The sequence below is a fragment of the Ralstonia sp. 25mfcol4.1 genome (assembly GCF_900104095.1).
In the GTDB taxonomy this organism is placed as follows: Bacteria; Pseudomonadota; Gammaproteobacteria; order Burkholderiales; family Burkholderiaceae; genus Cupriavidus.
This window is the reverse complement of sequence record NZ_FNJO01000001.1, coordinates 434,975-448,032: the sequence shown is the minus strand read 5'-3', so window position 1 is coordinate 448,032 and position 13,058 is coordinate 434,975. Positions and strand designations below refer to the sequence as shown.

At 63.2% G+C, this 13,058-nt stretch carries 11 protein-coding genes; 7 read left to right on the top strand and 4 right to left on the bottom strand.

From position 1 onward, the window contains the following. Positions 1-101: 101 nt before the first annotated feature. From acnA to BLQ58_RS01990, 4 genes are all read right to left on the bottom strand, one after another. Positions 102-2,807, bottom strand: a complete 2,706-nt coding sequence (acnA, locus tag BLQ58_RS02005; RefSeq protein ID WP_092594313.1) for an aconitate hydratase AcnA — start codon at positions 2,805-2,807, stop codon at positions 102-104. A gap of 201 nt (positions 2,808-3,008) precedes the next feature. After that, positions 3,009-3,560, bottom strand: a complete 552-nt coding sequence (locus BLQ58_RS02000; protein WP_092594312.1) for a hypothetical protein — start codon at positions 3,558-3,560, stop codon at positions 3,009-3,011. Between the two features lie 236 nt (positions 3,561-3,796). Next, on the bottom strand, positions 3,797-4,777 hold the full coding sequence (locus BLQ58_RS01995) for an HpcH/HpaI aldolase/citrate lyase family protein (RefSeq protein WP_092594311.1): 981 nt from the start codon (positions 4,775-4,777) through the stop codon (positions 3,797-3,799). 129 nt (positions 4,778-4,906) lie between these two features. Continuing rightward, the gene (locus BLQ58_RS01990) at positions 4,907-5,890 is read right to left on the bottom strand and encodes a malate dehydrogenase (protein ID WP_061959458.1); all 984 of its coding nucleotides are present in this window, start codon (positions 5,888-5,890) and stop codon (positions 4,907-4,909) included. A 413-nt stretch (positions 5,891-6,303) separates the two neighbouring features. On the opposite strand from BLQ58_RS01990, the gene BLQ58_RS01985 reads away from it, so the two are divergent. The 7 genes from BLQ58_RS01985 (at position 6,304) to gltA (ending at position 12,595) form a co-directional block, all read left to right on the top strand. Further along, positions 6,304-7,149 carry a GntR family transcriptional regulator gene (locus tag BLQ58_RS01985; RefSeq protein ID WP_092594310.1) on the top strand — a complete coding sequence of 282 codons (846 nt, stop codon included), beginning with the start codon at positions 6,304-6,306 and terminating at the stop codon, positions 7,147-7,149. A 372-nt stretch (positions 7,150-7,521) separates the two neighbouring features. Continuing rightward, on the top strand, positions 7,522-7,932 hold the full coding sequence (sdhC, locus tag BLQ58_RS01980) for a succinate dehydrogenase, cytochrome b556 subunit (RefSeq protein WP_092594309.1): 411 nt from the start codon (positions 7,522-7,524) through the stop codon (positions 7,930-7,932). A 10-nt stretch (positions 7,933-7,942) separates the two neighbouring features. Then, a complete protein-coding gene (sdhD, locus tag BLQ58_RS01975; protein ID WP_066733321.1) occupies positions 7,943-8,308 on the top strand; it encodes a succinate dehydrogenase, hydrophobic membrane anchor protein in 366 nt (121 codons plus the stop codon). A 3-nt stretch (positions 8,309-8,311) separates the two neighbouring features. After that, a complete protein-coding gene (sdhA, locus tag BLQ58_RS01970) occupies positions 8,312-10,090 on the top strand; it encodes a succinate dehydrogenase flavoprotein subunit (protein ID WP_092594308.1) in 1,779 nt (592 codons plus the stop codon). 34 nt (positions 10,091-10,124) lie between these two features. Next, the gene (locus BLQ58_RS01965) at positions 10,125-10,826 is read left to right on the top strand and encodes a succinate dehydrogenase iron-sulfur subunit (RefSeq protein WP_092594307.1); all 702 of its coding nucleotides are present in this window, start codon (positions 10,125-10,127) and stop codon (positions 10,824-10,826) included. A gap of 137 nt (positions 10,827-10,963) precedes the next feature. Continuing rightward, positions 10,964-11,251 carry an FAD assembly factor SdhE gene (locus BLQ58_RS01960; RefSeq protein WP_092594306.1) on the top strand — a complete coding sequence of 96 codons (288 nt, stop codon included), beginning with the start codon at positions 10,964-10,966 and terminating at the stop codon, positions 11,249-11,251. Positions 11,252-11,293: 42 nt separating this feature from the next. Continuing rightward, entirely contained in the window at positions 11,294-12,595 is a 1,302-nt protein-coding gene (gltA, locus tag BLQ58_RS01955; RefSeq protein WP_092594305.1) for a citrate synthase, read from the top strand. The last annotated feature ends 463 nt before the right edge of the window (positions 12,596-13,058 follow it).

The following is a 13,058-nucleotide window of genomic DNA, read 5'->3' as shown; positions in this document are numbered from 1 at the left end:
TCCCCCCGCGACATCCCCGGGGTTGCCGGCAATAAAAAACCGCCGCCCCGCGCGAGCGGAAGCGGCGGTCAGGGCTGCCGGCGGGGTGCCGGCAGCGCAGGTTACGCCACCAGCAGTTGACGCAGTACAAACGGCAGGATGCCGCCGTGGTTGTAGTAGTCGACTTCGATCGGCGTATCGATGCGCAGCAGCACCGGCACGCGCTGGGTGTCGCCGTTGGCGCGGTGGATCACCAGCACCACATCCTGCTGCGGCTTCAGTTCGCCCTCGATGCCTTCCACGTCGAAGGTCTCGTTGCCGATGATGCCCAGCGACTGCACGCTGTCGCTGCCCTTGAACTGCAGCGGCAGCACGCCCATGCCCACCAGGTTCGAACGGTGGATCCGCTCGAAGCTGCGCGCGATCACAGCCTTCACGCCCAGCAGCTGGGTGCCCTTGGCCGCCCAGTCGCGCGAGGAGCCGGTGCCGTATTCCTCGCCGCCGAACACCACGGTGGCCGTGCCTTCGGCGATGTACTTCATCGCGGCGTCGTAGATCGACATCTCGTCGCCGGTCGGCTGGTGCAGCGTGATGCCGCCTTCCACGCGCGACCCGTCGGCCTTCGGCGGGATCATCAGGTTCTTGATGCGCACGTTGGCGAACGTGCCACGCATCATCACCTCGTGGTTGCCGCGGCGCGAACCGTAGCTGTTGAAGTCCGCCTTGAGCACGCCGTGCGACAGCAGGTACTTGCCCGCCGGCGAGGTCTCCTTGATCGACCCGGCCGGCGAGATATGGTCGGTCGTCACCGAATCGCCAAAAACACCCAGTGCGCGGGCGCCACGGATCGTCACGGCCTCGTTGCCCGGTTCCAGCGTGAAGTCCTGGAAGAACGGCGGTTCGGCGATGTACGTCGAGGTCGGCCAGTCGTACACCTGGCCCTTGGTGCCCTTGATGTTCGCCCAGAGCTTGCTCGGCTTCTTCACCTGCTCGTAGTTGCCCTTGAACGTCTTGGCGTCCATCGCATACTTCAGCAGCGCGTGGATTTCTTCCGAGGTCGGCCAGATGTCGCCCAGCCAGATGTCGCGGCCATCGCGGCCCTTGCCAACCGGCTCGGTCATCAGGTCGCGCGTGACCGTACCGGCGATGGCATAAGCCACCACCAGCGGCGGCGAGGCCAGGAAGTTGGCGCGGATGTTCGGGTGGATACGGGCTTCGAAGTTGCGGTTGCCCGACAGCACGGCGGCGGCCACGATATCGTTCTGGACGATGGTCTCGTTCAGGGCCGGCGTCAGGTCGCCCGCGTTGCCGATACAGGTCGTGCAGCCATAGGCGGTCACGCCGAAGCCCAGTTTTTCGAGGTAGGGCAGGAGACCGGTGGCGGTCAGGTATTCGGTCACCACGCGGCTGCCCGGCGCCAGCGATGTCTTGATGTGCGGCGCCACATTCAGGCCGGCTTCCACGGCTTTCTTGGCCAGCAGGCCGGCGGCCAGCAGCACGCTCGGGTTCGACGTGTTCGTGCACGACGTGATGGCCGCGATCAGCACATCGCCGTTCTTGACCTTGACGCCGTCGGCGTTGACGAACTCGCGGCCCAGGTCGGCGGCATCCTTGTTGAACCCGTTTTCGGCCACCGGCTTCGAGAACAGCGACGCAAAGGTGCTCTTCACGTTGCCAATTTCGATGCGGTCCTGCGGACGCTTCGGACCGGCCAGCGACGGCGCCACGGTGCCCAGGTCCAGCGTCAGGGTCTTGGTGTAGTCGATCTCGCCAGCGCGCGGCACGCCGAACATTTCCTGGGCGCGGAAGTAGCCTTCGAACGCGGCGATTTCCTCGTCGGTGCGGGCCGTGCCACGGAAGTATTCGATGGTCTTTTCGTCGACCGGGAAGAAGCCCATCGTGGCGCCGTATTCCGGAGCCATGTTGCCGATGGTGGCGCGGTCCGGCGTCGACAGGCTGGCCGTGCCTTCGCCGAAGAATTCAACGAACTTGCCGACGACTTTCTCGCGGCGCAGCATCTCGGTGATCGTCAGCACCAGGTCGGTGGCGGTCACGCCTTCGCGCAGGCGGCCCTTCAGTTCCACGCCCACCACGTCGGGGGTCAGGAAGTACACGGGCTGGCCCAGCATGCCGGCTTCGGCCTCGATGCCGCCCACGCCCCAGCCCACCACGCCGATGCCATTGATCATCGTGGTGTGCGAATCCGTGCCGACGAGCGTGTCCGGATAGTAGACGCCGTCCTTGTTGTGGACGCCACGCGCCAGGTATTCCAGGTTCACCTGGTGGACGATGCCGAAGCCCGGCTGCACCACACCGAACGTGTCGAACGCCTGCATGCCCCACTTCATGAACTGGTAGCGTTCGTTGTTGCGCTGGAATTCCAGCTGCATGTTCAGGTCCAGCGCCTTCTTCTCGCGGAAGTGGTCGATCTGCACCGAGTGGTCGACCACCAGGTCCACCGGCACCAGCGGCTCGATCTTCTTGGGATTCTTGCCCATCTTCTCGGCCACGTTGCGCATCGCGGCCAGGTCGGCCAGCAGCGGCACCCCCGTGAAGTCCTGCAGCACCACGCGCGCCACCACGAACGGGATCTCGTCCACGCGGTCGGCGGTGGGCTTCCAGTTGGCGAGCTGCTTGACGTGTTCCTCGGTGACCTTCTTGCCGTCGCAGTTGCGCAGCACCGATTCCAGCACCAGGCGGATGGAGACCGGCAGACGCTCGATCTTCACGCCCAGGGCGCGGCCCAGCTCGGGCAGCGAGTAATACTGACCCGAGCCGCCCGTGGCGAGTTTGAATTCCTTGAGGGTGTTATTGAGATTGTGGGGCATTGCCTGACTCCAATCGAGGGATGACGCGGGACTCTGCTTGTGGATACTTATTCTTCAGACCCCGGTGCGCGGAAGGGTTCCGCCGCCATGCATGCGGCGCGGCCGGCAAGGACCCGGACGCGCACCGTTACAACGATTCAGTGCAGCTGATACCCGCGCGGCGCCAGAGCGGCGCCGCGCAGGGTAAGGCAAGGTGAGACTTTACTGCTTCGGCGCGGCTTGTGCAGCAGGCTGGGCGGCGTCGGCCGGCTGCGCAGCCGGTTGGGCCGGCGCCATCAGCAGCGGCGTGGACACCGGGGCGCGCAGTGCGCCGGCCTGCGTCGGGGCCGCGCCGCCGGCCTGCATGTCGGCGTTCTGGCATTCGTCGGCCAGGCGCTGGCCCAGGTTCTTGTTGAACAGCATGGCCTTGCTCGGGATCACGACCAGATCCAGACCCGAGGCCTGATCGAAATAGCGGTCAGCGCCGGTGACGGTGCTCTGGCGCGGCAGGCGGTAGTTGCGGCCGTCCCAATGCACGGTGATCACTTCATCGCGCTGCATGTTGCCGCTGATCCAGATGGCATGGCCCAGTTCGCACTGCCACTTTTCGCCCGTGGGCTGCACGGCGGCGGGTGCGGCGGCAGCGGCCTTCGTCGACTTCTTGGCGGGCGCCTTCTTGGTGGCGGCCGGCTTCTTGGCCGGTTCCTGCGCCATTGCGGCGCCGGTGGTCAGGGTCAGGGCGCCAATGCAGGCTGCCAGCACGAGTTGTTTCATGTGGGTTCCTTCCGGATTGCTTGGGTAGTCAAGGGGCTCGTTGTGGTGAACAGTCCGGCGGGCGCCACGCTGCTTCACGCGGCGCCGCGGCAACTTTCCGCCGCTATTCTCTACGATTTGTCTGACGGGGCGAAGCCCGTCGGATATTGGTTACACAATCGCACGCGAATGGTTTGTCATCGGCCACTTGCAGGCAAAAATGAGCAGTTTTCGCGTGTGATCGCGGGGTGTTGCGCTCAATCAAAGAACAGATCGTTCACTGGCGGCGGCAGGCGTGTGCCCGTGGCGTGGGCCCGTTGCAACAGCGACCAGTAATAGCGGTAGCTGGCGCGATCGTGCAGCTGCCCGTCGTGGCGGATCGGCGCCCAGTTGTTTTCATGCGCGGCAAGCAGGATCTGGCTGGCCGCACCGATCTCGCCGTCGCTGGGCCGGAACGCAGCCACGATGGGTTCGATCTGGCCCGGGTGAATGCTCCACTTGCGCAGGTAGCCGAATTCGGCGCGGGCACGCAGCGCGTCGTTGCCGGCGCGCTCCGGCTGCTGTACATCGGTGCTGACGTTGTGCGATGGCACCTTGCCGTGGCGGTGGCAAGCGGCGGAGATCTCCAGCATGGCGCGCCGGATCAGCGGATGTTCGAACTGCCCTGGCGACCGCATCGCGTCGCCCGGAATGGCGCCGTGGTGCGCCGAGACGAAATCCATCAGCCCGAAGCTCAGGCATTCCACCTGGACCAGCGACGCGATATCGAACGCCTGCTCCAGCGCTGAATGTGTCTCAATAAGCACATGAATCGGAATGTGGCGAGCGATGCCGGCCGCGCGGGCCACCTGGTTCACGTGGTCGGTCACGCGTGCCACTTCGACCACGTCGGTGACCTTGGGCACCACCACATAGGCCAGGCGGGCCCCGGCGGCACCCACCAGGATATCGACGTCTTCACGCCAGCACGGGTGCGCCGGGTCGTGGATGCGTACGCCCACGCGGTTGTGCAGGTTGTCGGCGCTGTTGATGAGCTGCGCGCAGAGCAGGGCATGCTCGCGCTCCAGCCCGACGGCGGCGCCGTCCTCGCAATCGAACGTAATGTCGAATACGGGGCCAAGCGCCTGCTGCAGGGCAAGCGATTTGCGCATGAGCTTTTCGCTGCCCGCATAGTGGTCGCAGACCGGCAGTTGTACCGGAATGGCTTCGCCCTGGAACAAGACCTCGGATGGATGCACGTTGATATACGTATGGAGCGGGGGGTTATTGTGAAGACAAAACGGGTGCCCAAATGAAAAACCGGGGTCCGCGCCGATTTTCAGATCGATGCGGACCCCGGTTTCATGAGCGGGAGGCTCTAGGGAAGATCAGCCCAGCAGGTGCTGCACGCCGGCACGCTCTTCTTCCAGTTCCTTGAGCGTGATGTTGATCTTTTCCTGGCTGTAGGCGTCGATTTCCAGGCCTTGCACGATTTCGTACTTGCCGTTGGCCGTGGTCACCGGGTAGCCGAACATGACGTCCTTCGGAATGCCGTATTCGCCGTTCGACGGGATGCCCATCGTGACGACCTTGCCGTTCGAGCCCAGCACCCAGTCGTGCACGTGGTCGATGGCGGCGTTGGCGGCCGAGGCAGCCGACGACAGGCCACGGGCCTCGATGATGGCGGCGCCGCGCTTGCCCACGGTCGGCAGGAACACGTCGTTGTTCCACACCGGATCGTTGATCAGGTCCTTGACGCTCTTGCCGTCGACGGTGGCGTAGCGGTAGTCGGCGTACATCGTCGGGCTGTGGTTGCCCCAGACGAACATCTTCTCGATCGACGACACCGGCTTGCCGGTCTTGGCGGCGATTTGCGACAGGGCACGGTTGTGGTCCAGACGCAGCATGGCCGTGAAGTTCTCGCGCTTCAGGTTCGGCGCCGACTTCATGGCGATGTAGGCGTTGGTGTTGGCCGGATTGCCGACCACCAGCACCTTGACGTCGCGGCTGGCGACTTCGTCCAGGGCCTTGCCCTGCACCGTGAAGATCTGGGCGTTGGCTTCGAGCAGGTCCTTGCGTTCCATGCCCTTGCTACGCGGACGGGCACCCACCAGCAGGGCGACGTCGGCGTCCTTGAAGGCAACCTTGGGGTCGTCGGTGATGACCACGCCGGCCAGCAGCGGGAACGCGCAGTCTTCCAGTTCCATCACCACGCCCTTGACGGCGGCCTGGGCTTGCGGGAGGTCGAGCAGTTGGAGGATGACCGGCTGGTCTTTGCCGAGCATGTCGCCGTTGGCGATGCGGAACAGCAGGGAATAGCCGATCTGGCCAGCGGCGCCGGTGACTGCGACGCGCATTGGGGCTTTAGCCATGAGTAAGTCTCCAAACGAAAAGATGGGGTAACCGGTCGGTGGCAACTGGCCATCCAGGGTATGGAGCGGGCCGGCGCATCACCGGGAGCTGGTTCGCGTGTCGCCACGGGGCAGGCGGGCGTCCGCCGGGAGCCCGCGGCTTGCCGTGGGGGCGCGACGAGGAGCGCGCGCGCCGTGGGCAGGCGTCGAGGGCGACAAGGCGTAAGTCTACTACTGCTGTGTGGTGCGCCGCATCCGTAAGGCTTCAAAAGGTGGGCAGGTAGCCCGGAAGAGACCTGGCGGAGGCGGTAGCGCGGACCTGCGCGAGTGTAGGGTGAGCCCTCATTGATGTCAATTCATATGTCTTATATAAGACATAAGACATTTCATAGTGCGCTGGACGCGATTCTCGCTTTTGTGGTTGAATCCGGGCTATGTCTTCCCTGCCTACGTCCCCGCTCTCCGCCGCCGCCAATGGCGCGCCGGAATCTGCCGCCCCACAGAGCGGTGCCGGGACGCAGTCGTCCACGCCCGCATCGGCCAATACGCCGGCCGCGGCGCCGTCCCCGACGTTCAGTCCACTCTACCAGCAGATCAAGGCCCTGATCATGCAGAGCCTGCAGACGGGCGAGTGGAAGCCTGGCGAAATGATCCCGAGCGAGATGGATCTGGCGGCCCGCTACAAGGTCAGCCAGGGCACGGTGCGCAAGGCCATCGACGAACTCGCCGCGGACAACCTGGTGGCCCGCCGCCAGGGCAAGGGCACGTTTGTGACGACCCATCACGAGGATGTGGTCAAGTTCCGCTTCCTTCGCCTGGTACCCGACGAGGGTGAACCCCATTACGGCGCCAGCCGCGTGCTCGAATGCAAGCGGCTGCGCGCCCCGGCCGAAATCGCCCGGCTGCTCGATATTCGCACCGGCGACAGCGTCGTGCAGATCCGCCGCGTGCTGACCTTTTCCAACGAAGCCACGGTGCTGGACGAAATCTGGCTGCTGGGCGCCAACTTCAAGGGCCTGACGGCCGAGAAGCTCAACGAATGGAAGGGCCCGATGTATGCGCTCTTCGAGGCCGAGTTCGGCACGCGGATGATTCGCGCCACGGAAAAGATCCGGGCCGTTGCTGCCGATAACACGGCTGCCGAGCTGTTGTCCGTGGCGCCCGGTTCGCCGCTGCTGTCGGTGGAACGTGTGTCGTTCACCTACGGCGACCGCCCGGTGGAAGTTCGCCGTGGGCTTTATGTCACGACGCGCCACTATTATCAGAACGACCTGAGCTGAAGTGCCATGACCATGGAAAGTCTGTTCCGCACGCTGACTATTGTCATGCGTGTATGGGACGTGCGCCGACCATTGTCATTCATGAATGCAATGGTTGGACGATTCATGTCTGGAGTGGTGCGCACATTGTCGCGTGCGATTGTCGGGCACGCCGCGCTGGTGCGTGATAGGCGAAAATTATTGGTGCGGCGCGCAACAAAGGCGCTAAAATCACGTGGATTTGCTCCCCTGCATCCATTTGCATCCAGCGGACCCACACGCTTGATGCAATCTGGTGCATTCACGGTAACCGCTGTGCGGCGCCAATGCAATCGGGGGTAATGGCAGTGTCGTTCTTTTGCAGTTTTCTTTTCATCGCAAATGGGGTCTCGCATGGCTGAAGCCGCCAAACAAGCCAGGCCGGAGTTCCGGAATATCGGTATCGCGCAAATCTCGCGCTACCGGTTGCCCTGGGCCGGCAAGGTATCCATCCTGCATCGCGTAAGCGGTGCCTTGATGTTCCTCCTCCTCCCTTTCGTTCTGTACCTGTTCGAACAGAGCGTCACCTCCGAACTGAGCTTCGCCAAGTTCTCGGCCCTGCTGTCCAACGGCTTCGTCAAGCTGGTGATCCTGGCCCTGATCTGGGGTTACCTGCATCACTTCTGCGCCGGTATCCGCTTCCTGCTGCTGGACGTTCACGTCGGCGTCTCGAAGCCCGCCTCGGCCACGTCGGCCAAGGCCGTGCTGGTCGTCAGCCTGCTGCTCACCCTGGTTTTCGGGCTGAAGCTTTTCGGCCTGTTCTGAGGAGAGTCACGTGGCAAATAACAATATCGGTCCCAAGCGTCTTGTCGTCGGTGCGCATTACGGTCTGAAAGACTGGCTCGCGCAACGCGTTACCGCAGTCATCATGGTGGTGTTCACCGTGGTGCTCGCCGTGGTGTATCTCGCCTTCGGCAATCCTTCTTACGAAGGCTGGTCGGGTCTCTTCGCCAACCAATGGATGAAGCTCCTGACGTTCCTGACCATCCTGTCGCTGCTGTTCCATGCCTGGATCGGCATTCGTGACATCTGGATGGACTATGTGAAGCCGATGGCCGTGCGCCTCGTGCTGCAAGTTCTTACGATTCTGTGGCTCGTCGGATGCGCGGGCTACGCTGCTCAGATTCTCTGGAGGGTGTAATAAATGGTCGCAGTCAAGACTGGATTGCCGCGTCGCAAATTTGACGTGGTCATCGTCGGGGCGGGCGGCGCCGGGATGCGCGCATCCCTCCAGCTCGCGGAAGCCGGCCTGAGCGTGGCCGTGCTGTCGAAGGTTTTCCCGACCCGCTCCCACACCGTGGCGGCGCAGGGCGGTATCGGTGCCTCGCTCGGCAACATGAGCGAGGACAACTGGCACTATCACTTCTACGACACCATCAAGGGCTCGGACTGGCTGGGTGACCAGGACGCCATCGAGTTCATGTGCCGTGAAGCCCCGAAGGTCGTGTACGAGCTCGAACACTTCGGCATGCCGTTCGACCGTAACGCCGACGGCACGATCTACCAGCGTCCGTTCGGCGGCCACACCGCCAACTACGGCGAAAAGCCGGTGCAACGTGCCTGCGCGGCCGCTGACCGTACCGGCCACGCGCTGCTGCACACGCTGTATCAGCGTAATGTGCGCGCCAAGACGCATTTCTTCGTCGAATGGATGGCACTGGACCTGATCCGCGACGAAGAAGGCGACGTGCTGGGCGTGACCGCGCTGGAAATGGAAACCGGCGAAGTCTATATCCTCGAAGCCAAGACCACGCTGTTCGCGACCGGTGGCGCCGGCCGGATCTACGCGGCTTCCACCAACGCCTTCATCAATACGGGTGACGGCCTGGGCATGGCGGCGCGTGCCGGCATCCCGCTGGAAGACATGGAATTCTGGCAGTTCCACCCGACCGGCGTGGCCGGCGCGGGCGTGCTGATCACGGAAGGCGTGCGTGGCGAGGGCGGCATCCTGCGTAACAAGGATGGCGAGCGTTTCATGGAACGCTATGCCCCGACGCTGAAGGATCTGGCGCCGCGTGACTTCGTGTCGCGCTCGATGGACCAGGAAATCAAGGAAGGCCGTGGTTGCGGCCCGAACGGCGACTACGTGCTGCTCGACCTGACGCACGTCGGTGCCGAGACCATCATGAAGCGCCTGCCGTCGATCCGCGAAATCGGCATGAAGTTCGCCAACGTCGACGCGATCAAGGAACCGATCCCCGTCGTGCCGACCATCCACTACCAGATGGGTGGTATCCCGACGAACTTCCACGGTCAGGTCGTGGTGCCGAAGAACGGCAACCCGAACGAAGTGGTCAACGGTTTCTACGCGATCGGCGAATGCTCGTGCGTGTCGGTGCACGGCGCCAACCGCCTGGGTACCAACTCGCTGCTGGACCTGGTGGTGTTCGGCCGTGCCGCCGGCAACCACATCGTCGCCAACGCCAGCAAGCAGAAGGAACACAAGCCGCTGCCCGCCGATGCCGCCGACCGCGCCATGGCCCGTCTGGCCAAGCTGCAGGCAACGACCTCGGGCGAATACACCCAGGACGTGGCCAACGACATCCGCCGCAACATGCAGTCGCATGCCGGCGTGTTCCGTACGCAGAAGCTGATGGACGAAGGCGTCGAGCGCATCCTCGAAGTGGCCGAGCGTGCCGACAACATCCACCTGAAGGACAAGTCCAAGGTCTTCAACACCGCGCTGGTGGAAGCCCTGGAAGTGGCCAACCTGGTGGAAGTGGCCAAGGCCACGATGATCTCGGCCGCGGCCCGCAAGGAATCGCGTGGCGCCCACGCCCACAGCGACTTCCCGAACCGCGACGACGACAACTGGCTCAAGCACACGCTGTTCTACAGCGAAGGCAACCGCCTCGACTACAAGCCGGTGAAGATGCAGCCGCTGACGGTGGAATCGGTTCCGCCCAAGGCTCGTACGTTCTGATACCCGCCTCGTAGAGAAAACAGGACCCCCAGAAATGAAGCGTATTTTCGAAGTCTACCGCTACGATCCGGACAAGGACGCCGCCCCCCGCATGCAGACCTACGAGGTCGAGCTGGACGGTCACGAGCGCATGCTGCTGGACGCACTGGTCAAGCTGAAGAAGCTGGACGAAACCATCTCGTTCCGTCGTTCGTGCCGTGAAGGCGTGTGCGGCTCGGACGCGATGAACATCAATGGCAAGAACGGCCTGGCCTGCCTGACGAACATGCGCGAGCTGCCGGACCGCATCGTGCTGCGTCCGCTGCCCGGCCTGCCGGTGGTGCGCGACCTGATCGTTGACATGACGAACTTCTTCAAGCAGTACCACTCGATCAAGCCGTTCCTGATCAACGACGAGCCGCCGCCCGAGAAGGAGCGTCTGCAGTCGCCGCAGGAACGCGACGAGCTGGATGGCCTGTACGAGTGCATTCTGTGCGCCAGCTGCTCCACGTCGTGCCCGTCGTTCTGGTGGAACCCGGACAAGTTCGTCGGCCCGGCCGGCCTGCTGCAAGCCTACCGCTTCATCGCGGACAGCCGCGACCAGGCCACCAGCGAGCGTCTGGACAACCTGAACGACCCGTACCGACTGTTCCGTTGCCATAGCATCATGAACTGCGTCGACGTGTGCCCGAAGGGCCTCAATCCGACCAAGGCGATTGGCAAGATCAAGGAACTGATGGTTCGCCGCGCTGTTTAATTGCCCGGTATAAACTGCCTTCTGCGCCCCCACCGTTCGCGGTGCAGACAGGCAGTCTGCAGTCAATGCAAGTTGTTGTAAGCGGCGCGTCAGCCCGATGCGGTATCAAGTCGGGCTGGGGCGCCGGTCAATGAAGGCTGACCATGAGTCATTCCACCACTTTCTCCCATCAGGCCGACCCGCACAAACGTGCCCGTCTTCGCTGGCGCGCCCGCCGCGGCCTCCTGGAGAACGACATCATCGTCGAACGTTTCTTCAACCGTTACGAGGAGAGCCTGTCCGATCAGGACGTGGCTTCGCTGGGCGAGCTGTTCGAGCTCAGCGACAACGAGTTGATGGACCTGCTGCTTGTCCGCAAGGAGCTTGACGGTGAGCTCGACACGCCCCCGATGCAACGGGTACTCAGCCTGCTGCGTTCGGTCTGAGTTTGGTCAACATTAATATTCACAGTATTTGAAGGAATCGACATGACGCCGTCCGATGTGAAAGCCACGCTATCGTTTTCCGATGGTTCCCCCAGCGTTGAGCTGCCGATCTACAAGGGCACGGTTGGCCCGGATGTGATCGACATTCGCAAGCTGTACGGTCAAACCGGCAAGTTCACCTATGACCCGGGGTTCATGTCGACCGCTTCGTGCAACTCGAAGATCACCTACATCGACGGTGACAAGGGTGAACTGCTGTACCGCGGCTACCCGATCGAGCAACTCGCCGAGAAGTGCGATCACCTCGAAACCTGCTACCTGCTGCTGAAGGGCGAACTGCCCAACGCCAAGCAGAAGGAAGAGTTCGTGAATTCGGTGATGAACCACACGATGGTTCACGAGCAGCTGCAGTTCTTCCTGCGCGGCTTCCGCCGCGACGCGCACCCGATGGCCGTTCTGACGGGCCTGGTGGGCGCAATGAGCGCGTTCTACCACGACGCGATGGACATCGACGATCCGCACCAGCGCGAGATCTCGGCCATCCGCCTGATCGCCAAGATGCCGACCCTGGTCGCCATGGCGTACAAGTACAACATCGGCCAGCCGTACATTTATCCGCAGAACGACCTGTCCTACTCGGGCAATTTCATGCGCATGATGTTCGGTACGCCGTGCGCGCCGTACACCGTGAACCCGGTGCTGGAGCGCGCGCTGGACCGCATCTTCATCCTGCACGCCGACCACGAGCAGAACGCGTCGACGTCGACCGTGCGCCTGGCTGGCTCGTCGGGCACGAACCCGTTCGCAGCCATCGCCGCCGGCGTGGCCTGCCTGTGGGGTCCGGCCCACGGCGGCGCGAACGAAGCCGCGCTGAAGATGCTGGAAGAAATCGGTAGCGTCGACCACATCGGCGAGTTCATCAAGCAGGTCAAGGACAAGAATTCGGGCGTGCGCCTGATGGGCTTTGGCCACCGCGTGTACAAGAACTACGATCCGCGCGCCAAGCTGATGCGCGAAACCTGCCATGAAGTGCTGAACGAACTGGGCCTGCACAACGACCCGCTGTTCAAGCTGGCCATGGAACTGGAAAAGATCGCGCTGGAAGACGAGTACTTCGTGAGCCGCAAGCTCTACCCGAACGTGGACTTCTACTCGGGTATCGTGCAGCGCGCGCTGGGCATCCCGACCTCGCTGTTCACCTGCATTTTCGCCCTGGCACGTACGCCGGGCTGGATCTCGCAGTGGGAAGAGATGATCACCGATCCGGAATACAAGATCGGCCGTCCGCGTCAGCTGTTCAATGGCAACGCCGCCCGCAACGTGCCGGACATGGCCAAGCGCTAAGCCGCGTCCGTGCTGCACGAAGAACGCCCCGGCCCGCCGGGGCGTTTTTTTTGGGCCGATGCCGGTCCGGGACCTGGGCAGCCGGGTTGCGCAAGGTGGCGCAAAGCGTTGAAAAAGCCACAAATGCGGCTTTGCACAATTGTTGTGAAACACGAATTTGACGACGATTCCTGCCTTCACACGGTTGCAACGGGATGCATAAGTTGTCGGATTTTCTCCAAAACCGAATAACTCCACTTCATCAGGGTGCAACTTTCCCCCTATAATGCGGGCTGCTTTGCCGACCGGCAGCCGGGCCACCCTTCCGGCCAGCCGTGTTGGAGAAGCGGGGCAGGCGAAGCGCTTGCGCAATAGAGAACGCATCAACGTTGTCTTTCCGAACTTACGGCGGCCGCGGCATCCCTGAGATGTGCGTACGCCGACACATGCCGGGCCCCGCATTCGCTTCATTGTCTTCATCGCT